Annotated in this window: 23 protein-coding genes; 12 read left to right on the top strand and 11 right to left on the bottom strand. The window is 48.3% G+C overall.

Going from position 1 to position 23,825, the window contains the following annotated elements:
- The 6 genes from PK629_11925 to PK629_11900 form a co-directional block, all read left to right on the top strand.
- Window positions 1-352: hypothetical protein (locus PK629_11925; protein HOP12184.1), on the top strand; the 352-nt coding region annotated here is incomplete at its 5' end.
- A 231-nt stretch (window positions 353-583) separates the two neighbouring features.
- A complete protein-coding gene (locus PK629_11920; GenBank protein HOP12183.1) occupies window positions 584-907 on the top strand; it encodes an L-rhamnose mutarotase in 324 nt (107 codons plus the stop codon).
- Between the two features lie 65 nt (window positions 908-972).
- Complete coding sequence (locus PK629_11915) at window positions 973-2,211, top strand: uroporphyrinogen decarboxylase family protein (protein HOP12182.1); 1,239 nt, start codon at window positions 973-975, stop codon at window positions 2,209-2,211.
- On the top strand, window positions 2,208-3,365 hold the full coding sequence (locus PK629_11910; protein HOP12181.1) for an alpha-L-fucosidase: 1,158 nt from the start codon (window positions 2,208-2,210) through the stop codon (window positions 3,363-3,365). Before PK629_11915 ends, PK629_11910 begins: the two co-directional genes overlap by 4 nt.
- Window positions 3,362-3,874 (top strand): hypothetical protein, encoded by a 513-nt coding sequence (locus tag PK629_11905; GenBank protein HOP12180.1) that lies wholly within the window; start codon window positions 3,362-3,364, stop codon window positions 3,872-3,874. The genes PK629_11910 and PK629_11905 overlap by 4 nt, the downstream gene beginning before the upstream one ends.
- A gap of 192 nt (window positions 3,875-4,066) precedes the next feature.
- Window positions 4,067-4,819: a methyltransferase domain-containing protein gene (locus PK629_11900; protein ID HOP12179.1), complete on the top strand. Its 753-nt coding sequence runs from the start codon at window positions 4,067-4,069 to the stop codon at window positions 4,817-4,819.
- Between the two features lie 2 nt (window positions 4,820-4,821).
- Here the strand turns inward: PK629_11900 and PK629_11895 are convergent, their stop codons facing one another.
- A complete protein-coding gene (locus tag PK629_11895) occupies window positions 4,822-6,324 on the bottom strand; it encodes an arylsulfatase (GenBank protein ID HOP12178.1) in 1,503 nt (500 codons plus the stop codon).
- A 121-nt stretch (window positions 6,325-6,445) separates the two neighbouring features.
- On the opposite strand from PK629_11895, the gene PK629_11890 reads away from it, so the two are divergent.
- Both PK629_11890 and PK629_11885 read left to right on the top strand, forming a co-directional pair.
- Entirely contained in the window at window positions 6,446-6,913 is a 468-nt protein-coding gene (locus tag PK629_11890; GenBank protein ID HOP12177.1) for a hypothetical protein, read from the top strand.
- Window positions 6,914-6,991: 78 nt separating this feature from the next.
- Window positions 6,992-7,462, top strand: a complete 471-nt coding sequence (locus PK629_11885) for a spore coat protein (GenBank protein ID HOP12176.1) — start codon at window positions 6,992-6,994, stop codon at window positions 7,460-7,462.
- A 268-nt stretch (window positions 7,463-7,730) separates the two neighbouring features.
- Here PK629_11885 and PK629_11880 read toward each other — a convergent pair whose 3' ends face one another.
- Window positions 7,731-8,858 carry a uroporphyrinogen decarboxylase family protein gene (locus tag PK629_11880; protein HOP12175.1) on the bottom strand — a complete coding sequence of 376 codons (1,128 nt, stop codon included), beginning with the start codon at window positions 8,856-8,858 and terminating at the stop codon, window positions 7,731-7,733.
- A gap of 110 nt (window positions 8,859-8,968) precedes the next feature.
- Here PK629_11880 and PK629_11875 point away from each other — a divergent pair, with 110 nt between their 5' ends.
- A complete protein-coding gene (locus PK629_11875) occupies window positions 8,969-9,421 on the top strand; it encodes an 8-oxo-dGTP diphosphatase (GenBank protein ID HOP12174.1) in 453 nt (150 codons plus the stop codon).
- Window positions 9,422-9,630: 209 nt separating this feature from the next.
- On the opposite strand, the gene PK629_11870 is transcribed toward PK629_11875, so the two are convergent.
- Both PK629_11870 and PK629_11865 read right to left on the bottom strand, forming a co-directional pair.
- Window positions 9,631-10,527: a hypothetical protein gene (locus tag PK629_11870; GenBank protein HOP12173.1), complete on the bottom strand. Its 897-nt coding sequence runs from the start codon at window positions 10,525-10,527 to the stop codon at window positions 9,631-9,633.
- 384 nt (window positions 10,528-10,911) lie between these two features.
- Window positions 10,912-11,814: a hypothetical protein gene (locus PK629_11865; GenBank protein HOP12172.1), complete on the bottom strand. Its 903-nt coding sequence runs from the start codon at window positions 11,812-11,814 to the stop codon at window positions 10,912-10,914.
- A gap of 351 nt (window positions 11,815-12,165) precedes the next feature.
- On the opposite strand from PK629_11865, the gene PK629_11860 reads away from it, so the two are divergent.
- Window positions 12,166-13,167, top strand: a complete 1,002-nt coding sequence (locus PK629_11860; protein ID HOP12171.1) for a serine protease — start codon at window positions 12,166-12,168, stop codon at window positions 13,165-13,167.
- Between the two features lie 170 nt (window positions 13,168-13,337).
- Here the strand turns inward: PK629_11860 and PK629_11855 are convergent, their stop codons facing one another.
- Window positions 13,338-14,414: a peptidoglycan DD-metalloendopeptidase family protein gene (locus tag PK629_11855; GenBank protein ID HOP12170.1), complete on the bottom strand. Its 1,077-nt coding sequence runs from the start codon at window positions 14,412-14,414 to the stop codon at window positions 13,338-13,340.
- A gap of 282 nt (window positions 14,415-14,696) precedes the next feature.
- Between PK629_11855 and PK629_11850 the strand changes: the two genes are divergently transcribed.
- On the top strand, window positions 14,697-15,317 hold the full coding sequence (locus tag PK629_11850) for a hypothetical protein (GenBank protein HOP12169.1): 621 nt from the start codon (window positions 14,697-14,699) through the stop codon (window positions 15,315-15,317).
- 260 nt (window positions 15,318-15,577) lie between these two features.
- Here PK629_11850 and PK629_11845 read toward each other — a convergent pair whose 3' ends face one another.
- Both PK629_11845 and PK629_11840 read right to left on the bottom strand, forming a co-directional pair.
- Window positions 15,578-16,399, bottom strand: coding sequence for a response regulator (locus PK629_11845; GenBank protein HOP12168.1), 822 nt, complete (start codon window positions 16,397-16,399; stop codon window positions 15,578-15,580).
- 36 nt (window positions 16,400-16,435) lie between these two features.
- Window positions 16,436-18,313, bottom strand: a complete 1,878-nt coding sequence (locus PK629_11840; protein ID HOP12167.1) for a histidine kinase — start codon at window positions 18,311-18,313, stop codon at window positions 16,436-16,438.
- Window positions 18,314-18,460: 147 nt separating this feature from the next.
- Between PK629_11840 and PK629_11835 the strand changes: the two genes are divergently transcribed.
- Window positions 18,461-19,450 carry a WYL domain-containing protein gene (locus PK629_11835; protein HOP12166.1) on the top strand — a complete coding sequence of 330 codons (990 nt, stop codon included), beginning with the start codon at window positions 18,461-18,463 and terminating at the stop codon, window positions 19,448-19,450.
- Window positions 19,451-19,483: 33 nt separating this feature from the next.
- Here the strand turns inward: PK629_11835 and PK629_11830 are convergent, their stop codons facing one another.
- The 4 genes from PK629_11830 to PK629_11815 all read right to left on the bottom strand — a co-directional run.
- The gene (locus tag PK629_11830) at window positions 19,484-20,926 is read right to left on the bottom strand and encodes a spore germination protein (GenBank protein ID HOP12165.1); all 1,443 of its coding nucleotides are present in this window, start codon (window positions 20,924-20,926) and stop codon (window positions 19,484-19,486) included.
- Window positions 20,927-20,939: 13 nt separating this feature from the next.
- Window positions 20,940-22,085 (bottom strand): Ger(x)C family spore germination protein, encoded by a 1,146-nt coding sequence (locus tag PK629_11825; GenBank protein HOP12164.1) that lies wholly within the window; start codon window positions 22,083-22,085, stop codon window positions 20,940-20,942.
- Complete coding sequence (locus PK629_11820; protein HOP12163.1) at window positions 22,082-23,173, bottom strand: endospore germination permease; 1,092 nt, start codon at window positions 23,171-23,173, stop codon at window positions 22,082-22,084. Before PK629_11820 ends, PK629_11825 begins: the two co-directional genes overlap by 4 nt.
- Before the next feature lie 161 nt (window positions 23,174-23,334).
- Window positions 23,335-23,825: DUF4097 family beta strand repeat-containing protein (locus PK629_11815; GenBank protein ID HOP12162.1), on the bottom strand; the 491-nt coding region annotated here is incomplete at its 5' end.

The raw sequence follows: 23,825 nt of genomic DNA, 5'->3' as shown, positions 1-23,825 counted from the left end.
GTCGGTGGGCTATCAGGCGCGTGTCATGCTCAAAGCGGTGCAGATCACGGGCGAAAACCTGTCCTTCAATCTCTGTGCACCCTGCGGACAGGCGCGGTTTCAGCTGTCAAAGCTGCCCGGCCAACCCTACGAGGGCTTTGCGTTTGAAAATTCAATGCCGTTTTGCGGAGACGAAATTTCCTGTTCGCCGTCTTGGCAGGGGCATACCCTTTCCGAATTAAAAGGGGAACGGGTCTTTATCGAACTGCAGCTGAATTCGGCAATTCTGTTTTCGGTACAGGGCGATTTTAATGTCCATCACGCGCTGCAGCCCCAGTCCTCTTTGGGCGACGCCCGGATTCTGCCCGAATAACCCTTAAAAACAATGTTAATATTCTGCGGGGCGGGATGCCCTCATCCCGCCGAAACTTTTTCTTAACGAAATAATAAACTATAACAAGGCACCGGATTCGAACCGCATTCCTGCGGTTCTTTTTTCATCTTTCCGCCGCCGCCCCGATTGATTTTTCGGCTTTCCCGTGCTATACTGAATGCAATATTTATTTGATTCTATATGCCGTCCTGAATCGAGGGGGAGAAACTCATGAAACGCTATGGTTCGGTCATCAAAGTCCGTCCGGAAAAACTCGAAGAGTACAAAAAACTGCACGCAAACGCCTGGCCGGAAGTGCTGGCCATGATTCAAAAGTGCAATATCCGAAATTACTCGATTTTTTACCGCGACGGCCTTTTGTTCAGCTATTTTGAATACATCGGCGATGATTTCGCAGGGGATATGGCCGAAATGGCGGCCGACCCCGTGACGCAAGCCTGGTGGAAACTCACCGACCCCTGCCAAAACCCGGTCGACACGGCGAAGCCCGGCGAGTGGTGGGCGCCGACCGAAGAGGTCTTCCATTGTGACTAGAGATTGCTCCTTTTGACTCAGCCAAATAGGATCAAACGTCCCATAATTTGAAAAGGATCATGATTATGACTTCCAGAGAACGCATTTTAACCTCGGTCGAACACCGAGAACCCGACCGCGTGCCGCTCGACCTCGGTTCCACACCGAGTTCGGGCATTTCCGCGATCGCCTATAACAATCTCAAAAAATATTTAAATATCGAAACCGGCCACACCCGCATCTATGACGTCGTGCAGCAGTTGGCGCAGCCCGAAGACAACCTCATTGACAAATTCGGCGTCGATGTGCTGGATATCGGCCGCGCTTTCAACACCGAAGACGGCGATTGGTACGACATGCACCTCTCCGACGGCGGCAAGGCGCAGTATCCGGTCTGGTTCCGCCCGACCACGATGCCCGACGGCAGCCAGATCGTCCTCGACGAAGACGGCGACAAGATCGCCCAAAAACCGCCGAGCGGCACTTTTTTCGATCAGACCTGTTTCCCTTACATAGACGGCTATCCCGCCGATTATAAAAACCTCGGCAAAGCGATGAATAAAGTCCTTTGGCAAAAACTCGCCCACAGCCCGTGGGATAACGCCGCCGCGCCGGATTTTTACGAAAAGCTGCGCGAAAAAGCGTTGTATCTGCGGCAAACCACCGACAAGGCGCTGATGATCGTCTGTGGCTGCAACCTGTTTGAGTGGGGTACGTTTCTGCGCCGCATGGATAATTTTTTAGTCGATCTGATTCTCGAACCCGACGAGGTGGAACGCCTGCTCGACGCGCTGATGGAACGCCATCTGGCCGCGCTCGAAAAGGTCTGCGCGGCGGTGGGAGATGTGGTGGATATCCTGCGGTTCGGCGACGACCTCGGCACCAACGACGGCCCGTTTATGAATCCGGAAATCTACCGCAAGTTCTTCAAACCGCGCCATACCATGCTCTGCAATTATGTCCATAAACACAGCGGCATGAAGACCTTCCTGCATTCCTGCGGTTCTTTACGCGCATTAATGCCCGATCTGATCGAGGCGGGTTACGATATTCTCAATCCCGTTCAAACCACCGCGCGGGGCATGGACCCGGCCGAACTCAAACGTGAATTCGGCAAAGACATCACCTTTTGGGGCGGCGGCTGCAATACCCGCTGGATTTTAAACCGCGCCACCCCGCAGGAGGTCTACGACTATGTCAGCCGGATGCTCGATATCTTCATACCGGGCGGCGGTTATGTCTTCAATACCGAACACAACATCATGCCCGATGTCCCGCCGGAAAATATTCTGGCGATGTACAAAGCCGTTCACGATTTCAAATAAAAAATAAAATCACACGGGAGGCCGCATCCATGGAAACAGTCAACATCCACCGCCAAAATCCCCCGCAATGGTTCAAAGACGCCGATTTCGGCATCTTCATCCATTGGGGCCCGTCAAGCGTCCCTGCATTCGCGCCGGTCGACGTTGACGACTACGCCAAGCTGATGCGCGAAAAACCGCCCGAGTACATGTTTCAAAACAACCCTTATGCCGATTGGTATCAAAACAGCATGCGCATCAAGGGCAGCCCGGCGGCGGCTTACCACAAAGAACACTTCGGCGATCAGCCCTACACCGCTTTCGCCGAGGAGTTTAAAAAACGTGCCAAAACTGTCGATGTCGAACAGTGGGCCGATCTGTTCCAACAGGCGGGCGCCAAATATGTCGTAGTCGTCAGCAAGCACCACGACGGCTTTGTGCTGTTCGACACCAAGGTCGAAAACCCGAAAATTCCGGGCTATCACCTCGATTTTGACCATGTCGGCAATCTGGCGGCGGCCTGCCGCAAACGCGGCATGCGCTTCGGCGTCTATTATTCCTCGCTGCTCGACTGGACGTTCACCAAAAAGCCGATCACCAGCGCGGGCGGCCTATTTTTGAGCAATGACAACTCCAAAACCTACTGCGACTATTGCTTTAATCAGTGGAAAGAGATCATCGACCGCTATCACCCCGACGTGCTGTGGGGCGACATCGGCTACCCGACCGATCCGCGCCTCGAGGAACTTTTCGCCTATTATTATGCGCAGGTGCCCGAGGGTGTGGTCAACGACCGCTGGGGCCAGTGGCCGAACTCCCTGCGCAATCCCATCGGACGGGCGCTTGTAACGAGCGGAGCCAAAAAGATGCTCAAAGAAAATCCCGGAAAACTGCTTGACACCAAATATTACGACTTCCGCACCCTCGAATACACCGCCGACTGGCAGGAAAACGAGCTCTATTTCGAGGTCTGCCGCGGCATGGATAAGTCGTTTGGTTATAACCGGTTCAGCCGCCCGCAGGACTATATCACCGCCAAAGAAGTGCGCGACATCATCGCCGAAGTCGTCCCGAAAAAAGGCCGGTTGTTACTCAATGCCGGACCGGATTCCTACGGCAAGATCCCCGATTATCAGGTCAAAATTTTAAAAGAGCTCGGAGGGCAAGCACAATGACACAGCAGCTGAAAAAGTATGTGACCGTTCAGACCGTCATCGCCTTTTTTGTCAACGGCATCCTCAACGGCATCATCGCGTATTTTCTGAACAAGGATAAATCGCTCGAATTGATCACCATGCCCGAAAATTTCGTCAACTTAGTCATCGATATCGGCATCACGGCGATCATCTTTGCGTGGCTGATCGCCTGGTCGGTCAACGCCAACCTGAAAAAGGCGAATTATTACGGCGTAATCGAACCCAAGACCAAGTTGCAGTCGTGGATGGGACGCATGTTTAAAAAACCGGCCCGTTACGGTTGGCTGCTGTGCATCGGCATGATCCCGCTGCTGTACGGACTGACCTGCTTGGGCATCTGGATTTTCGGCGTCACCCGCTTCACCCTCTGGGGCTATGTCTGGTACAAAACCGGCTATACCGCCGTCATGGGCGCGTCTTTCTCATTGATCTTCATGTTCAGCGGATTTCTTATGCCGAAACCGCAGGCGGAACCCAAGGATTCATAAAAGCTCACAACGCTTTTTTCTATTAAGAGTAGGGGCGCACCTATGTGTGCGCCCGGCGACGAGCCGCCGCTCCCAATGTGCGTCATAGCCGCGTTTCCGGCCTCTTTTGTCATCCTGAGCGGAGCGCTTTGCGCGTAGCCGAAGGATCTCGGTACGCAAAGGTGTCTAATAATAAACAACAGGAGTAATTCCATGAACTATACCGATATCAATTCCAAAACCATCGACCGCTGGGTCGAAAAGGGCTGGGAATGGGGCATTCCGATCACCCACGAACAGTTCGTCGCCGCCCAAAACGGCGATTGGCAGATGGTTCTGACTCCGACAAAGCCCGTCCCGAAGGACTGGTACCCCGACCTCTCCGGCAAAAAGGTGCTCGGTCTCGCCTCGGGCGGCGGACAGCAGATGCCGATTTTCGCCGCACTTGGTGCCGACTGCACCGTGCTCGACTATTCCGAAAAACAAATCGCCAGCGAACTGACGGTCGCCGCACGCGAGGGCTATCATATCAACGCCGTCCGTGCCGACATGACAAAGCCCCTGCCGTTTGCCGACGAGAGCTTTGATCTGATTTTTCACCCGGTCTCGAACTGCTATATCGAGCAGGTACAACCGGTCTGGAACGAGTGTTACCGCATTCTCAAAAAAGGCGGAATCCTGATGGCGGGACTGGACAACGGCTTCAACTATCTGTTCGACGAGAGCAACGAACGGGAAATCAAATACTATCTGCCGTTCAACCCGCTCAAAGATCCGGCGCTGATGGAATCGCTTCAAAAAGACGACAGCGGCGTTCAGTTCTCGCACACGCTCGAAGAGCAGATTCGCGGGCAATTAAAAGCCGGCTTCACCCTGCGCGACCTGTTCGAGGATTATAACAGCTCCGGCTTTCTGCACGACCGCAGCGTCCCGACTTTCTGGGCCACCCTCGTGATCAAGCAATAATCTCAATAGACCAACCGCATCGACTGTTTCCAGTCCTCCGAATCAAAACCCCAGTTTTGAAGGCGCTCCTGATAATGGGGCGAGATGATCGGACCGCAGCCCGCCTGACAGACAAGGTGATCGCCGTCGGTCAGCCCGCAGTCCCGTTTTGATAAAATTTCAACCATCCGTCCGCGCCACAGCGCCAGTTCATCGGCATATGCCGCATCCGAAGCAAGGTCGTTGTTCTCGCACGGATCGTTTTTCAGATTAAACAATTGTTCTTCACCGACACGCGGCAGCCAGATATATTTCCAAAGCCCATCGGTCAGATACTGCGTCTCCTGCCGTTCGGCGTAGCAGGTGCAGTGTTCCCCATGCAGATATTTCCGCGAACATTCCGTTTCACCCCGCATCAGGCCGGACAAATCCAACCCGTCCACCGCCTCGGGGATCGGAAGCCCGACAAGCCCCAATACCGTGGGCAGAATATCATAAAGCGTCACCGGCACGTCGCAGATGCGCGGCGCGTTTTCCCGAAGCTCTTTCGGCAGCCGGATCAAGAACGGAATATGCGCGGAACCCTCGTAGGCATAGGTCTTGCGCCAGAGGTTGTGGTCGCCCAGCATGTCGCCGTGGTCGCTGGTGAATAAAATAATGGTGTCTTCATATTGCCCGCTGCGCTGTAAAAAGTTAATCAATCGCCCGATCTGGTGATCGATGTGCGTCACCGAGCCGTAATAACCCGCCCGGGCCTGTGCGATCTCCTCATCGGTGCGGCGGCCCTGCCAGGCATTGACGTCGGCGGCGTCCTGCGGCACATCGTGAATCCGATCCCAATCGCCATACCACGCCTTCGGCAGTTCCTTTTTCTCATAATGCTCGAAATAATACGGCGGCGCATCGTACGGGGAATGCGGACGGGCAAATGACGCCTTCAGAAAATAGGGCATCGAAGGGTCGCGCTTTTTCAAAAACGCGATCGATTGGTTGATCACCCAGTTGGAAGGATGTAAAAACTCCGGCGCATGCCAAGGTCTGGCCACCCAGGAGTTAAAGGCGACACCATGGTCCATAAATGTATAATCCCCGGTCTTATTGCGGTCGAACCACTCTTTGTAATCGGACGCAAACCCCGGTGCCTGCACGCGGGCGGATTCATCCAGTTCAATCGAATGGAACCCGTTCAAAAGCCGCTGCGGCCCGAAATGCATCTTTCCGACGCCCTTGGTGTAATAACCCGCTTTGGTCAGTTCTCCCGGCAGCGTCTGCGAAAATCCGCCGCCCATCTCACCCTGACCGCGGCCCATGCCCAATACGCCGGTATTCCACGGATTCATACCGCTCATCAGGCAGGCGCGCGCCGGAATGCAGGACGGACAGGGCGTATACGCATGGGGAAACAATGTCCCCTGCGAAGCCAGAAAATCCAGATTCGGGGTCTCGATCGCAGGATTCCCCGCGCATCCCAAACAGTCAAATCGGTGCTGGTCGGTCATCAAAAGAATGATGTTATACTTTTTCACAGCGCATTCAACTCCTTTTGCGGATCATATCGCATCCAGTATACCACATTCTATGCCAAACCGCCAACCGGAAACAGCCGGATTGGTTCAGAGATATTACATTTAAAGTTGAGGTGCTTTCATGGGTCATTTCGGATTTTCTTATGTGGGTCTGATCTTTCTGCTGATGCTGACTGTCCCGAACCTGATCTGGACAAAACATCAGCCAAGGGACTATAACCCGGGAAATGAAAACAGAATCCTGCGCGTATTCGAACGGGTCGGACAGGTGTTGACCACCTGCATCGCTCTGATCTTCTCCGATTTCAACTTGCACGGCTGGTCGGCGTGGACGTGGTGGCTGGTCGCCGCCGTCGTTTTGATGCTGCTCTACGAGGCCTGGTGGGTTCGCTACTTCAAAAGCCCGAAAACCCTCGCCGATTTTTACAGCAGTTTTTGCGGTGTTCCGGTCGCCGGCGCGTCGTTGCCGGTCGCGGCTTTTTTTCTACTCGGTGTCTATGGTAAAGTGATCTGGCTGATGCTCTCGGCCGTCATTCTCGGTGTCGGCCACATTGGCATCCACCTACAGCATAAAAGAGAACTCAAATAAAATCATCTCAATCCCGCTTGCCGTTTTTATGCGCGAATAAGCGCGGCAAATTCCGCCATACTATCCGCGAGGTGATTTATTATGCAATTGACCCAAAAGGAGACGTCCCTCCTCAAGGACCTGAAAGACCAGGAGCAAGTCTGCGTTGAAAAATACGCAAAATATTCATCTGACGCCAAGGACCTGCAGTTAAAGGATTTGTTTTCCCGGATCAGCCAAAACGAACAGCAGCATCTGGACACGGTCACGCAGATCATGGGCGGAACGGTGCCGCAAATGCAGAGCGGAAACGGACAGCAGATCACACTGACCTTCACGCCGACCTATCAAAGCACGCCGAACACCGATCAGGACAAACAAAACGACAGCTATATCTGCGCCGACGCGCTCTCGACCGAAAAGCACGTCTCGTCGGTCTACAACACCGACCTTTTTGAGTTCCGGGACACCGGCATCCGCGACGCCCTGAACCACATTCAAAAAGAGGAGCAGCAGCACGGTGAGCAGATCTATCAATATATGGCCCAAAACGGTTTATACGGCGGGTGAGATACCTGCATGCGGCTAAAGCCGCTCAAAATACGCGAATTAGAATCCGCTGCTTTTAAACGGGAAGAATATTCCGTAAGGGATATTCTTCAGGAGAACCGCTTCAGCGGTTCTTTGTAGCCGCGTTTCCACACTCGGTGTTCTTCTGTAGGAGCGGATATCATGTCAAGCAAGAGATAGTTTACAGAATGTGTGAAGACATGGTTTACACTTTTCGAGTAAAATAGAGGCATTCGGAATCGAAGGAGCGATGAAAAATATTGAATTTTCATCCTCTCCTGCACGCCTCGACGCGCTCAAACCCGTAATTGAGATATAGCAGCAGATTGTCGATATATTCTTTCGACGGCCTCGGGTATTCCATAAATCCCGCCGACGGGCAAAGAACGAACCGGCCGCTCCGATTCCCCGCCTCGACGCATTCATCGATCAGCGTTTTCAGGTGTTTCGGTTGGGCTTGAAGGATATCCTGTATTTCAATATTCCCCTCCCAGCCGATTCGGTTTCCATATTGTTCAACAATCTTTTTCAGATTGATGTCGCCATTTTTCGGCGGCTCCAGCGGGTTGAGGATATCCACGCCCATTTCGATATACCGCCCGACGAGTTCCGCCACCTTGCCGTGGCAGTGCACCCAGACGTTTGCGCCCGCGTTATGTATCGCGTCGCAGACGGTTTTGTCATACTTGAATACAAAATCGTCAAAGTCCTTCGGCGACAGCAGCGGCGGTGTGAACAACTCCGGCCCGACCCACATAAACGGCTCAATCACCCCTGCCGCGAGTATTTTCTTGGCATAACTCAACACCCTTTTCCCGAAAACGCCGATCACCTCATCGACCTTTTCGCGGCAGTCGACGCTGAAATAAGCTAGATTTTCCGAACCCGTGATGCGCTGCAGGGCATAGCCGGCGTGATCCAGATAGGTCATCACGACGCCGCGTTCGCCCACCATCGCCTTCTTTTCATAAAACGGCGCCGCATCGTAATCGTCCTCTTCATACGGCATCGACAGCAGCTTGTCCAAATCCTCCGGCTCTTTAATCATGTACTCCATCATGTACGACGGTTCTCCGACCGTCGAAAACCGTTGAACACCGTGCAGATCGCCCTTCGGCGTATGAAACGTGGTATGAAGGTCACGCCAGATCGGTTGGTCGGTCTCGTAATATTCCCGCTCGATCAGCTGACCGGCGTATTTCCCGCAATAGATATTCATCGAACTCACCGCGTTGACAAACCAGTCGGTCTTTTCAGCCGCCGTTTCGATCACGGGCCGGTAAGCCGGATTCAGCAGCTTCAAATTCGGTTCAAAGCCCCAGAGTTTCAGGGCGGGCTTGTCGATTTCCTCATTTCGAAAGATGCGCATGATGCGTTCGCGTGAAGTCAGTTTCATTTGTTTTTCCTCCGGCAATCGGATACTCCCATTATACTCAAAACCCTGCCGATTGCCAACAAAAAATTTATCTGTTAAAATGATCGTATCTTATAAACGCGGAGGCCCGTATGCCGAAAGTTGAACTCACCACCATGATCATGATTCAAAATCCCGAAACCGGCGAGGTCTTAGTTCAAGATCGCGTCAAGAGTTGGAAAGGATGGGCTTTTCCCGGGGGTCATCTCGAAGACGGCGAGAGCGCCGTCGACTGCGCCAAACGCGAAGTCAAAGAGGAGACCGGACTCACCGTTGAGAACCTCAAATCCTGCGGCATCATCCATTGGTCGAACAATCAGACCTTCGACCGCTATCTGGTTTTTTTATTCAAAACCACGAATTACAACGGCGAATTGGTTGACTGCGACGAGGGCAAAAACTTCTGGGTTTCGCTTGAAGAACTGAAAACCCGACCCTCTTCCAATGATACGCCCAAATACCTGCCCATGTTTCTGGAAGACCGCTACGCCGAGGCTTTCGGCTCTTGGAACGACACCGACCCTTGGGAATTGATTTATCGGTAATTGTAGGGGCGAACTGCGTTCGCCCGTGAATAATTGCAAAAAGCAGGAGCGAACTATGTTCGCTCCTGCTTTTTTATCTCTCCAACAACTTCAGCACATTTTCCCGGCTGATTTTCTTTATCAATCTGTCATCCTGAGCGGAGCGGCGCTTGCGGCGCGAAGCCGAAGGATCTCGGACTGATAACAACCTCCGGAAACCATCCAAAAACCTATCTCTCCAGCAGCGCCAGCGCATTCGTCCGGCTGATCTTTTTGTACGCTGCGTAACTGATCTTCCCCTTTTCCATCGCCTCGTCCAAAAACGCCGACAGCTTCAGCATATCCCAGGTAATATTCACCGGGCTGCAGATGTCGGTGCCGTAATATAACCGATCCTGAAACTCCTCCATAAACGCATAGCCGAATTCGGGATCGCGCGAGACCGCGTTGTAGCCGCTGCTCGCCGACAGGTCGCCGCACAAATTCGGATATTTACGCATTAATTCCACGACCCGGCCGCCTGGCGTGACCTTTCCGGGCTTGTTTTCGCCCCGGTTTTGTTCGGTGACGTCGCCGCTGATCTCCGACCAGAATTTTTGGGAATGCCCTAAAAACTTCAGCTTCGGGAACATGTTCAAAACCTTTTCCAACCGCGGCAGTCCCAGATCGTCGATCAGGCCGTAGTCGTTGCCCTTGAATCCGATATGAAACGTCACCGGCATGTCACAAGCCTCGCAGTGCTTAAACAGGTTCAGCACCATCGGGTCGTCAAAGTACATATTGGCCGTGAGCTCGCCGACGCCTTTCGCACCCAACCCCTTGTAATAATTCAAAAAGTGCGAAAAATCCGTATCGGGACTGTTATTGCCCATACGCGGGTCGAGGTTGCAGAACCAGTAAAAATACTGCGGATATTTCCGCACGATCTGATAGCTCTCCTTGTTGTCGTGGCAGTCAAACGTCCCCTCGGGCGATACGCCGGGCAAAACGACGCCTTTCTCGACGCCCAGCAGCTTGTAAAAGATGAGCAGCTCCTCCGGGGTCGTGAAGGTATCGCCCGTGAATCTGGGCATGCCCTTTTCGAGTACCTGATGTACATGAATGTCGATTTTCTGAACGCGTTCCATATGATTTTCCGCCTTTCAATCGCTTTGATTTATTCCTATACAGCATACTTCTTTTATTCCCCTCTTTGGAGGGGTGGCCGCGCAGCGGACGGGGTGGTCTATGATATTTACCGCTCCAGCAACTTTAGCGCATTCTTCCGGCTGATTTTTTTACAAAATTGTCATTCTGAGCAAAGCAATTTTCATCGAATGCGTAGCCGAAGAATCTCGGCCTGATGAAAGTATCCGGTAAGCACCCCTGCGGATTTTTATCTCTCCAACAATTTCAGCGCATTTGTCCGGCTGATCTTCTTTATCAATCTGTCATCCTGAGCGGAGCGACGCTTGCGGCGCGGAGCCGAAGGATCTCGGACTGATAACAACCTCCGGAAACCATCCAAAAACCTATTTCTCCAATAACTTCAACGCATTCTCCCGGCTGATCTTCTTATACGCCGCGTAACTGATCTTGCCGGTTTCCATGGCCTCGTCCAAAAACGCCGAGAGTTTCAGCATATTGTTGGTGATGTTTTCCGCGCTGCAGATATCGGTGCCGTAAAACAGCCGGTCCTGAAACTCCTCCATAAACGCATAGCCGAATTCGGGATCGCGTGAGACCGCGTTGTAACCGCTGCCTGCGGAGAGGTCCCCGCACAGATTCGGATATTTGCGCATCAGCTCAATCACCCGACCGCCCGGCGCGACTTTTCCCGCCGGATACCCGTTGCGCGTCTCCTCGGTCACGTCGCCGCCGATTTCGGACCAGAACTTTTGGGAATGCGCCAAAAACGTCAGCTTCGGAAACATCTTCAAGACCTTTTCCAGCCGCGGCAGACCAAGTTCGTCAATCAAGCCGTAGTCGTTGCCCTTGAATCCGATGTGAAATGTCACGGGCATGTCGCAGGCCTCACAGTGCTTGAACAGATTCAGCACCATCGGGTCGTCGAAGTATAGGTTGGACGTCAGCTCGCCGACACCCTTCGCGCCCAGCCCCTTGTAATAGTTGAGGAAGTGCGAAAAGTCCGTATCGGGGCTGTTGTTGCCCATGCGCGGATCGAGGTTGCAAAACCAGTAAAAACTCTGCGGATATTTTTCCGCAATCTGCTGTGCCTCCCAGCTGGGTCTCGATTCGGTCATATGTTCGGGCGCCGCCCCCGGCAGAATCACGCCCTTTTCGACCCCGAGCATCCGGTAAAAAATCATCAGTTCCTCGGGAAGCGTGTAGTGGTCGCCTGTCAGTTTAGGCACTCTCCGTTCGAGTATCGTATGCACATGAATATCGATTTTCTGCACCCGTTCCATCGCCATATTATTTACCGCCTTTCGAAATTTCTCAATTACGCCCATTATACCACACCCCGCCCAAAATTTCACCCCGATTGTATTTTCTTTATTGATGACTTTTATTTCCCGTGCGAATGATGTATAATTATGTAAACGTCCCCAAACAGACCGAAACCGGCAACTATAATAATTCCCCTCTGTGGAGGGGTGGCATACAGCGCTGTTGAATATCTCAACCTGATTGCCTTAACCACTACTCACTTTATCTATTAGACCGAATTTGAATTTAATTTATCAATTTTTCCATAATATATTGATTTTTACTAAATTAAGGTATAATATACAGATAATATTATTATGAAGAGGGAAAAATAAGTGTTTACTGAACGAAAAAAGTTCTATCAAAAGATCGAAGAAGAACATAATTCAAAAGTTATCGCTTATGTCACTGGAGATCGTCCTAATATGGCATGTCAGATTGGTACAGATACTCCAGATATATTTCTTGAGCATCTTGATGAAATTGGGCGAGTAAAAAGAATCTCTTTAATATTATATACTTGTGGCGGAAATACTATAGCGGCTTGGAATATTATAAATCTTTTTAGAGAATTCTGTGATGAGTTGGAAATAATTGTTCCAAATAAATGCCGAAGTGCAGGCACCCTAATGACTTTAGGAGCCAATGAAATTATAATGACAAAACAAGCAACATTAGGCCCTATAGATCCAAGTATTACAAGCGCAATGAGTCCCATTATTCCAAATACTAATCCCCCACAAAAATTATCTATCAGTGTAGAATCAGTTAAAGGGTATTTTTCTTTATTAAAAAATGAATTTGGTGTTAAAGATGATATTGGCTTGTCTGCTGCATATACTAAGTTAACTGAATATATACATCCCTTAGTTTTAGGTGATGTTTACCGTATTCAGAAGCAAATTAAAATGCTTGCGAAAAATTTATTAAAAATGAGTTATAGATCTCCTAAAAAAATACAAAGCATAGTTGATTTTTTATGTAGCGATTCAGGAAGTCATGATTATACGATAAACCGAACAGAGGCACGTTCTTTAGGACTAAATATTGTTAGTCCTTCTCAAGAAACGTATAAGGAGTTAAAACTATGGTATAACGATGTAATAAATGAACTCGAATTAAAAAATCCATATAACCCAGCGGATTTACTTTCATCGAAAAACGAAATGCAATACACCTTTAAAAGATGCTTAATTGAGAGCATATCGTATGGTCAAGATGCATTTATTTCTATTGGCACTCTAATGAAAAATGAAATCCCAATTGATGGTGGTGTTCCTAAAATTGCAATAAGTGATAAAAGAATATTTGAAGGATGGAGTCATTTTCAATGCTAATACAAAGAATAATTTATGATAATTCATGCAATTATTTTAATGAAAAAAATAATACTAGTGCTCAAGCCGATTCATTATTTGATTTAATGAAAGATTATATACAAATAATTGAAGAGGAAATATTCGAATTCTATAAAAATTCTCAATCTGATAAAAAGTAAATCATTAACCTAATCCCTCGGGACAAACGACAAGTCGTTAAAGTCATAAACCCGATTGTAATCCTTGGTCTCGGCATCCTTGACGACGGCCGAGCGGTAGGGGCTCAGCAGGTTCACAATCTCATACACGTCAATCCAGATTTCGGCCAAACAGTCCTTCTGCGACTCGTCAAAAATCAGCTGCATCCCGAAATGCAGGTGCGTCGTCTTCATACCGTTGACGTTTTCCTTGATGCTGTAACCGGTCCGGCCCATATAGCCGATCACGTCGCCCGCCTTGACCTTCGAGCCGACCGCAAGCCCGGTCTTATACGGAAAATCCTTGCGCATGTGGGCATAGTAATAATACCGCTGAGAATCGAGCGACCGGATGCCGATGCGCCAGCCGCCGTACTGGTTCCAGCCCATCTCCTCGATCACGCCGCCCTCCACCGCGATAATCGGCGTGCCGACCGACCCGACCAAATCGTTGCCGAGGTGCCTGCGCGAAAACCCGTAGCCCCTGCCGGTGCCGAAATCGTCGTAATGCCCATAATAAAACCCCTTGGCAATCGGCGAAAACACTTTGACGCCGTATTTCTGCTCCCAGTGCGTGCCCTCGCCGCTCTCATTCGGCACTTCGACCTCGTAATACCCCACGAACCCGCCCAAGACCGCGTCAAACGCTTCGAGATAATAATCGTAATATTTCATCTTTTCGGTCAGCTCCGACATGGTCTTGCCTTCGTTCAGCGTGGCGGCCAGATCGTCGAGCTGTTTGTTTTTATATCCGCTGAAATTGTTTCCGTTTTTCGCCGCCAAATAGGCCAGCAGCTCGATGTAGTCCAGCTGAATCTCCTTGTCCTGCGACGCGATGTCCAGCGCGATGGCTTTTTTCATCGCCGAGGCCGGCACCTTGAAATCCACCCATTTAATAAGTTTCTTCTCGGGCGCGCTTTGCCCGATTGTACCGGGTGAACTCTGCCCTATTGTTATTTGCGAACTTGTGCTTGTCCCGTTTACGGGCACCGCCAAAAGCGTAAAAAGAACGGATATCATTAAGGTATAAACCAAACTGTTTTTAAAAAACGATTTTTCGTTGTGCATGTCAATTGAACTCCCATATGAAGACGCCGCTGTCGAAAATTTTCAAAGCAGCGGTGTCGAAATGATACAATATAGTATTTCATTTCCGATTTTGGTCAACCGTCAAAATTTTTAACAATATCCGTGACAAAAAGTTCCGTCCGCTTTTATAAAAATTTTCGCGGTCGTTTTCAATTTATTTCAGGTTGATTTCAGAATTATGACTATAATTGAATGGTTGACAAAGGACGAAGTAATCCGTTCCGAAAAACAAAATCTAAAATTATCAGAAAGGCGATTCGAATGAACTTTTCCAAATCGACCCGCATCATTACAACGGTCATTCTTTCGTTCTCGATGATTGCTCTGGCAATCGGCTGCTCTGTTGAAACCACCAAATATGCCGGACAGACGCTGACGGTTAAAGTCACTTCTTTTGACGGAACGACCGTCACCGCCGAACTCGGGGAGCTGACCGAAGCAACCGCCGACGGAATGTTAAACGGTATATCTGTACCCCAAAATTCCGTTCCGGAAACTTCCGGTATGCCGTCCGATTCAGTCCCCGCAATGACGTCGGACACGTCGGTTCCGCAGGTTCCGTCGGGCTTTGACATTCCGAGCGACGTCTCCGTCCCGGAAAACGGGAACTGGGATCCGACGCTCGGCGCAAGCGGCAATAAGCAGTTCGGAGATTATTTTACACCCGGTATACAAAGCGGCTCCTCAGCCACATTTACTTCTTCAGGTGAAACCGTTACTTTTTTGCTTACCGACGATACAGCGATCATCTCCGAAAGTTCTGGCAGCGCCGCATTCTCTTCAACGTCTGAGATCACCATCGGAACGGTACTTCAAGTTCGTTTTGACAGTGCCGGTACGGTCATTGCGGTCATTGTCAAATCAATCACCGGCAGTATATAAAAAATCGTTCCCGTTATAACGCGGAAACGATCTGTATAAAAAGAATGTTCGCCCGGGGAATATCCTCGGGCGAAAAGCGTGAAAGGAGAACAACAAAAAACTCATTTGACGGCCCGCATGATAGCCGTCGGGGCAGCGCGGGTACACGACCCCTTTGGCAGTATAATAACACAGGCTCCGTATACAAATGGTATATTTTGCGTGTAAATAACGTGTAAATCTTACACTTTTTAAAATTATTTTCCTAAATCTTTTGAAAATCATTGATTTTCCCGATTATAAAAATCAATTTTATTATCGATCATCGCGGTGGTCTCTTCCGCCCAGGAATAGCTGGTCATATACCGCCCGTCGTATAACGCGATAGCTGAAGCGTCCCCGTCCATCAATTGATAATAGTCGCAGACAAACTTTTGCGTATCCACGGCTTTTGCGTTACGCTCATCCACCAAAATATCCTCAATACCGTGTTCGGCGAGTGTCTGCCTTAGATTCATAATGGCCCGCCGCAGATAAGAGCCGATCGTATCATTGTATAATTTATCTTCCCAGAGATAACTCGTCAGCTGTTCACCGGTCATCGTGGAACCGCGCCGGTCGACCAACAGCGCAAGCAGTTCTTTAGACTTGGCGTTTTTAAAATAGATCGGGAGATCGTCGACAAATACGTCAAACTCACCAAACGTGCGGATAAAGATGGGGCTGACCGAATATTTTGCAATCGCACGGGCTGTCTCAATAGCCTTTGCCATGCGCTCTTTGCTGCACGGTTTGAGTATGTAGGCAGTCGCATTGACCCCGAACGCCTCGAGTGCATAATTGTCGTATCCGGTGGAATAGATCAATGCGGTCTCGGGGTGGAGTTTTTTGATTTTCGCGCCCAGTTCTATGCCGTTCATTACGGGCATTTCGATGTCTAAAATCGCTGCATCCGCTTGTTCTTTTGATAAAAAATCCAGACAGTCGCTCGGATCGGTAAATTTTCCGACCACCTCGATATCCGAAAACTCGCCGCAAACCATTTCGGTATGCGACAAAATCCACGGTTCGTCGTCAACAATGACCATTCTCAATTTCGACATTTATGATAGGACCATCCTTTCACAGATTTCGGGATGTTAAACACCCGTCTTAGGGATGATGATGCGCACAGACGTACCCTCTCCCGGTTTACTGTCAATCTCCAGTTTACTGTTGCTGATGGTGCGCAGGCGGTATTCTATGTTTTTCAGGCCGATGGACATCGAATTATCAATGTTCTCCGGCGTAAATCCCACGCCATTGTCGGTGACGGTAACATAAAAGAAATTTTCGTCCTCAAAAGATGACACCGTCACGGTCCCTTTGCCCGAACGTTTGCGGATACCGTGCTTGATGGCGTTTTCGACCAAGGGCTGCACCGTTAGCGGCGGTAAAGAAAAAGCAAAACTTTTGATATCGTAAATCACCTGCAGCTTATCCCCGAAACGGATCTGTTCGATGTCGGCATAGGAACGCACGTTTTCAAGTTCCTTAGACAGCGGCACCGGCTCGAAGCTGTCGATGGCTGAAATATTGGAACGCAGATAGGAAGCGAAAATCCCGGTGGTGTTATAGGCCTGCTCGGGATTGAGCTTGATCATCGATTGAATCGTCGTCAGGGTGTTATAAATAAAATGCGGCTTGATTTGACTGAGCATCAGCGTAGCATTGCTCTTGAGCAGCGCAGTCTCGGAGGCTGCGAGTTTCTTCGAGTCCTCATACATCCCGCGGATACGCAGCGCATAGAAGATAACAACATACCAGCTGAATGCCAAAAACAGATACTGACCGAGATTGCGGGTCGGGAAAATCAGCCACCCGACCAAATGCATCCCGTTCATCCCAAGTAAATACGTCACGAAAACATACAGCAGTACCGGCATCATAGTCTGCCCGTTCAACAATCCCTTACGCAAAATGATCACACCGCAAAGAATCGGAACCGCTGAAGCCAGTATCGTCGCCAAAATGATTGCAGCCCGTTCCATCGACAGAAAAGACAGAATACAGCAACCGATATAGACTACGGCAAGATAGGCGGCAGAACCATAAGATACCCATTTATTTCGATATTCACACATTCCCAAGATAAACATGGTGGTTGTATATACAAAGATAAAAGAGGATGCCACAGCAGCCATGATGATGTTTTCATATGAGGCGCTGCCGAACACCTTTTGATAGGAAGGAAACATTTCCTGCGTCATCAAAAGCCGCACGAAGAAAAACAGCGATGACAGCGGAAACCAAACCGTAAACGGCCGGTATTTGACCACCAAACGGAGAATGATAAAAATGATCGCATTGGCGATTAACATCCCCGCTATCAAAAAAGCGGCCGTCTCGTCCCAAGCGTTGTTGCTCTCAAGTATGCGGTAGGACATAATCCGCGGCGCGATATAGAGCCCGGAAAATTTACGTGTCGCCATCTCAATAACGAGCGTATTGTTTATCTTAGGATTCAAATCAAACGAAAGCACACTGTATCCGACATCGGCGACGATCGCCTCAGGGGTCTTTCCGAGTTCTCCGCTGCTGCCGACCATCAGGTCGTTGAGCCAGATCTTATAGGCAATGCACGAGTTCGGAATGCAGATCGCCAAATTCGTTTTCTTTTCAGCGGTGACTAATGTCGTTTCATAACTGCCGTAAAAAAATGATTTATCCGATTGTTCTTCATCTTCATAACTCGGTACCGTGGCATATCGGTCTTTCTCCGGGTTTTTATTTGAATCTGTGATGATGAATTTTTCATTATAAAGTTTCCAGACACCGTCTAAATAGGCGACCTCTCCGCCGTCAAAATCAATCTCGGTCAGCCCGACATAAGCGCTTTGAGGGCCGTTGTTTCCGGTAATCTGGTGGTAATTCTGACTGTACAGCATCACCAGGGTACATAAAAACAGTCCCAACGCAACAGCGGCGTAGAAGATGCGGTTGTATAATTTCGTGGAATTCCCGGTTCCGGCTATCATAAACACCGCCTTCCCGTTTTTATGTCTGCCTCTTTGTGGCATATCTGACATCAGGATAACACAAAACCCCGCGAATTTCAACCTTCCCGTTGACCGTTTTTCAATTCTGTGTTAAAATTTTCATATCGATTTCGAAGGAGATTCCATATGCCCAGATCCAACAATCAAAAACTGAAAATCCTGTATTTGATGAAGCTTTTACTGGAACGCACCGACGAAGACCACCCGCTGACAATGCAGCAGCTGCTTACGGAGCTTGAAGCCAAAGGCGTCACCGCCGAGCGTAAGAGCATCTACGACGATCTCGAGACGCTGCGGCTCTTTGGCCTCGACGTTCAGATCAGCCGCGGCAAGGCGGTCGGATACTACGTCGCTGATCGCACGTTTGAACTGCCGGAGTTAAAACTGCTGGTCGACGCAGTTCAGTCCTCCAAATTCATCACTTATAAAAAGAGCACCGAGCTGATCCAAAAAATCGAATCGCTGGCCAGTAATTCTCAAGCCCGTCAACTGCAGCGTCAGGTGTTTGTCGCCAACCGGATTAAGACGATGAACGAGAGCATCTACTATACCGTAGATGCCATCCACGCAGCCATCAACGCCGACAAAAAGATTGTGTTCAAATATTACGACTGGGACGAAAACAAGGAAAAGCGCCTGCGCCATGACGGTGCTTCCTATCACGTCAGTCCCTGGGCGCTCACCTGGGACGACGACAATTATTATATGATCGCCTATGACGGCGCCGCGGGAAAAATCAAGCATTACCGTGTCGACAAAATGCTGCGCCTGTCCGTCAGCGACGAAAAGCGCGAAGGGCAGGACGCATTTAAAAACTTTGATATGGGTGTTTATTCAAAAAAGGTATTCGGTATGTACGGCGGCCGGGACGAACAGGTCACTTTACGCTGCAAAAACCACATGTCCGGCATTATCATCGACCGATTCGGACATGATATCCCCATGTATAAAGTCGACAGCGAGCGGTTCGAGACCACTGTGCGCGTCGAAGTCAGCCCGCATTTTTTAACTTGGCTGATGAATTTCGGCACCGACGTCAAAATCATGACCCCGCAAAGCGTCATCGACGAATTCAAAGCACTCGCCCAAACCGCAATATCGCAATATGAATCATAAAGCCGGCATGATGCCGACTTTAGACGCCTTGATTTATTGTTTGGTTCTTGTTTGATCTTTCGTGCGTAAATAGTGTGGCCGCTTCGGGTCCATTGTCACATTTTTGAATAAAACTCTGATAAAATCATAAAGATTGAACGGCGCCAAAGGCGCCATATAGGGTACGCCGAAGCTGTTTAATGAAACGAGTTCTGCCAATACCCAGGTCAAAAACAAAGAAAAGCCAAAAAATCCCAGTGTACCCGTGAATAGCAAAAGTATAAACTTTAATATCCTGATTGGCTTGACCAACGTATAATCTGGAATCGAAAAAGATGCCAGCAGCGCTATTGCCCCGATGATAAGCAGCACCGGACTGAAAATCCCGGCCGATATCGCGGCTTGTCCAATCACGATTGCACCCACGATACCGATCGCAGAACCGATCTGTTTCGGAACTCTGAGCAAAGATTCCCGAATCAATTCCACAATAAATTCAATTAAAAACGCTGCGATCAATGCATTAAAGGGGACTTTTACACGCATTTCCGCAAGGGCTATGATATACGTGCTGGGTAAAACATCCGTATGAAACGATGTGATTGCGACAAATATGCTTGAAGCCGTAAAAGCGATCATAAAAGAAATATACCGCAGCATCCTGGCAAAAAACCCGAAAAATTTGTTGTCATACCGATCGTCACAGGAATAAAAAAACTCCACAAAAGTTTTCGGGGCCAGCAAAGCAAGCCCGCTGCCCTCTACCAACACCAGAACTTTCCCTTCGAGAAGAGAATGCAGCGCCATATCGGAGCGTTCGACCAGCCCGACGTTGGGGAACAGCTCCGTTTTTTTATTCAATAAAAACGCCTGAAGTTCCCCGGATTCACCGATACCGTCGATGTCAATGGCCTGTATCCTTTTTTGAATCTCTGTAACCACGGTATCATTTGCGATATCTTCAATATAGACAACAGCGACTTGTGTCTTTGTCCTTACCCCCACTTTATATTTTTCAATTTTTGTGTTTTTGTCCTTCAGCCGATATCGTAACAAAGAGATATTCACATCGAGATTTTCGGTAAAACAATCCTGCGGCCCGCGCAGCGTATAGTTTAAATTAGGCGTTGCAACCGATCTGTGTTCCACTTTTTTAAAGTTGGCCACAATATAGTCCGTACCCGTAGAAAAAAGGATGACAACCATCCCGGAAAGAATAAATTCTTCGATTTTATCGATATCCGATTCTATCTTGCAGTCATCGGCAAAAATAATATCGTCTACCGCCATATGTGCGTTGATTGATTTTTTATTCAAAGAACCGTACAGCATAAGCGGCTTTATCACGTTTTCGGTCACCGCAGCTCTGTCGGTCAGTTGATTGATATAAAACAATTTGACGATTCCGTTATGGAACGGAATCGATCTTTCTGTAAAATCAGAATGATTCGATCTTAACGCTGCGGCCGTTATTCCGACATCAAATGAATCCGCCATATTTTTTTCTCCTTCATTTTTGCTCGTCTGTTTCATAATCCATCACCCCGTTTTTATTTAAGACAACAGTGACATCAACACTATAAGTCACTTTCTCAAATTCATTCTGCCAATCCATTTCATCAAACTGTGAAGGATATTTTATCCGGAATATATCGTCAAATTGAAGATAATCGCATTGAAAAGTCTTTTGCGCCTGACCGACGGCATCAATGAGTCCTGTTTTCAGCATCTCCGTAAGGCTTCTCGTTAAATTTGCGTTATCAGTTTGCGTAAAAAGATAGGGCGTTTTTTCATCGCCGTACATCAGCTTTGCTTCAAAATCAAACGCCATATCAAAGTTGATTTCTCCGTTCTCATATGAGGGTTTAATCTTTTTTTTCTTTAAAATCACTTCAATCGTAAATTGATTCGTCTTATAAGATAACACATAATCAAATCCAGGCTTGTCCGCTTTTATAAACACCACGCTCTTCGCTTCTTCCACGGGTATAAAACCGACGATTGTGGAATCGTTAACCACGGAATACCCTTTCAACGAAATATTCTGATCCTGCAGACCGATGCATGAAATTAAAATGCCCGTATATTCAGCTGAGAGGTTTTCCAATAATCTTGTCGTTGTTCTCGTAAAGGTCTCGCCGTTTTCCTCAAGAGATTTCAACACTTTTTCCGTATAAAATCCCACGGACACATTATTTTGATTACAGATTTGAAACAAGTTTTCGGGATCCTCCTGCGTAATGACTGTTATCGTTTTTTTCCTGTACGCCTCATCCGCTCTAAGGCGGTTTAAATATTCCACCAGATGTTCTTTTGCGAAATTTTCCGTTAAAATTAATGCTCTTACCGCGCTCAAATGAACTTCGTTATCCAACTGTCTGTCCATATTTTCTCTGGCTTCGGTTATCGTTTTCCCATGACTTGTGACAGTGATATATTTATTACTCCCTCCGCTTTTATTCTCCGAATTACTGCTGCCCTCGATATTGGCAATTTCCACATAAAAATAAAACTCATCGCCCTTTTTATCAAGAGCAACCGCCGTAAAAATCGATTTCTCGTTAATATCCTTGAAGTCTCCGGCACAACCCGATAAAAACACAGAGAGCATGAGTATAACGACAAGAACACAAAGTGCTTTTCGCGCTTTTTTCATTGCTCTGCCCTCTTCCTTGAATGTTTTTGCGTCCGTTTTTTATTTTTCGCCAATATCAATATAACCAAGGGAATCAAAAAGCAAGAAATAATAATCGGATAAAACATAAAGCTCTCGTATGTTTTACTGATATTTTTAAGACTCGAAGTGGCCAAGCACACGACAAAGAAAAGGATACCGACCGCAGTCACGACAAAAAGGCGTTTCACTTTTGAAAAAATCCTGCAGACATATTCCACAACGGCACAGAAAATAATGATCATTCCGCTGAATAAGCTCGTCAAACCGAAAGTGAGATAAAATATATCCAACCTTTCAATCACAGGGGCTTCGGTTATCTTTAGCGCTTCAATAAAAGAATCATTCAATAAAATAGTATTGTTTATCCCCAAATTCATGATTGTACTCTCCACAACCAGAACATAAAAAAAGCCGATAAACAGCAATGAAAAAAAGGCTTTTACGGGGGCCTTCTTGTTTTTATCCGTGAACGGTATAATCAGCAGCACCTCCAACCCGCCGAAAGGAATAATCAGATCCTTCATTGTGTTTGCATACTCTTTTACATCAGACGGATTAAAAAGGGGTAATATGTTATACGGATCTCCATCAACAATCATGAAGACACAGATCGTCAGCGTTATCACCAAAAAGGATATCCCATAAATCTCAAATATCCTTGCAATACTTGTGATGCCTTTATACGACACGCAGGCAAACAGAACAAGTCCCAAAAACATTAAGATGTATTTAGGCGTTTTGGGTAAAAAGTTGGACGCCAAAACACCGATCATCTTATATTGCAAATAAACGCCGATCATTAAAAAATAACCAATAAAATAAACAGCGATCACATAAGCGAAAAACTTTCCGATCACTTCCTGACTGTAGTCAAAAAACACTTTCCCCAAAAACATGTTGTTTAATTTCGCAATCATTACAGCAGAAATGCCGAACAGAACAGAAGTGAACAAGATCGGTATCCAACTGCTCCTGCCCGCTGTCTGCGCCATCATTTCGGGAATATCAATTGTCGTATACGAGGTAAGCGTCATAAAAATGATAAAAAACATCTGCCTGTTTGTGATACTGTTTGTTATAAGTTCACCCCCGTTTCAGTGGCTTGTTATACTTTTCCCGTTTTTCAATCATATTATGTCGTAAACCGCAATATTAAAGCTTATTTTCCAACAAAAAGTCCCGGCTTTAAAGACCGGGACTTTTAATTTAAATACCTCTCCCGCAGCCCTTATTCCTGCGCCGATTGAATTCTCAGCCCGCCGCTGACCGTATCAATATCGAATGCCGCCGCACCGTCGCCGCTGATAAATTTATTGCCGTTCATCACAACGCTTAATTCACAATTCATGCTGCCCGACACGGTGTTATATTCCAGCGTAAAACCGCTGTCGGAGGGCAGTTTCAGCGTAATACTGCCCGAAATCGTATCGATTTTCAAGTCGTCGGGGCAATTTGCAAACTCCATCCCTACCGCGCCGGAAGTCGTATCAATATCGGCAGTTTCTGCATAAACCGCACCGTCGGTAAAGACCTCGCCCGAGATTGAATTGGTATTGAGCTTTCCGATATTTCCGGCAAAAGACATCGCGCCGGAAGTGGTGTCCACTTTTGTCTCCTGCGCTATCCCGCGGCTGTCGATGCGTACCACCCCCGAAACCGTGTTAACGCTCATCCGGACATAGCTGCCCGAAAACCGTACTTCGCCGGAAGTCGTGTCCA

This window comes from Oscillospiraceae bacterium (assembly GCA_035380125.1).
Classification (GTDB): Bacteria; Bacillota; Clostridia; order Oscillospirales; family JAKOTC01; genus DAOPZJ01.
Note: the sequence above shows the minus strand (reverse complement) of the source record. Positions and strands in the feature narration are given on the sequence as shown.

What these genes read in the sequence shown, in the direction of transcription:
- PK629_11905 (HOP12180.1), top strand. Translation starts at nt 3,362, where the DNA reads ATGACACAGCAGCTGAAAAAGTATGTGACCGTTCAGACCGTCATCGCC.
- PK629_11865 (HOP12172.1), bottom strand. Translation starts at nt 11,814, where the DNA reads ATGGCGATGGAACGGGTGCAGAAAATCGATATTCATGTGCATACGATA.
- PK629_11875 (HOP12174.1), top strand. Translation starts at nt 8,969, where the DNA reads ATGCCGAAAGTTGAACTCACCACCATGATCATGATTCAAAATCCCGAA.
- PK629_11850 (HOP12169.1), top strand. Translation starts at nt 14,697, where the DNA reads ATGAACTTTTCCAAATCGACCCGCATCATTACAACGGTCATTCTTTCG.
- PK629_11830 (HOP12165.1), bottom strand. Translation starts at nt 20,926, where the DNA reads ATGGCGGATTCATTTGATGTCGGAATAACGGCCGCAGCGTTAAGATCG.
- PK629_11835 (HOP12166.1), top strand. Translation starts at nt 18,461, where the DNA reads ATGCCCAGATCCAACAATCAAAAACTGAAAATCCTGTATTTGATGAAG.
- PK629_11870 (HOP12173.1), bottom strand. Translation starts at nt 10,527, where the DNA reads ATGGAACGCGTTCAGAAAATCGACATTCATGTACATCAGGTACTCGAA.
- PK629_11920 (HOP12183.1), top strand. Translation starts at nt 584, where the DNA reads ATGAAACGCTATGGTTCGGTCATCAAAGTCCGTCCGGAAAAACTCGAA.
- PK629_11890 (HOP12177.1), top strand. Translation starts at nt 6,446, where the DNA reads ATGGGTCATTTCGGATTTTCTTATGTGGGTCTGATCTTTCTGCTGATG.
- PK629_11915 (HOP12182.1), top strand. Translation starts at nt 973, where the DNA reads ATGACTTCCAGAGAACGCATTTTAACCTCGGTCGAACACCGAGAACCC.
- PK629_11840 (HOP12167.1), bottom strand. Translation starts at nt 18,313, where the DNA reads ATGATAGCCGGAACCGGGAATTCCACGAAATTATACAACCGCATCTTC.
- PK629_11880 (HOP12175.1), bottom strand. Translation starts at nt 8,858, where the DNA reads ATGAAACTGACTTCACGCGAACGCATCATGCGCATCTTTCGAAATGAG.
- PK629_11825 (HOP12164.1), bottom strand. Translation starts at nt 22,085, where the DNA reads ATGAAAAAAGCGCGAAAAGCACTTTGTGTTCTTGTCGTTATACTCATG.
- PK629_11845 (HOP12168.1), bottom strand. Translation starts at nt 16,399, where the DNA reads ATGTCGAAATTGAGAATGGTCATTGTTGACGACGAACCGTGGATTTTG.
- PK629_11900 (HOP12179.1), top strand. Translation starts at nt 4,067, where the DNA reads ATGAACTATACCGATATCAATTCCAAAACCATCGACCGCTGGGTCGAA.
- PK629_11855 (HOP12170.1), bottom strand. Translation starts at nt 14,414, where the DNA reads ATGCACAACGAAAAATCGTTTTTTAAAAACAGTTTGGTTTATACCTTA.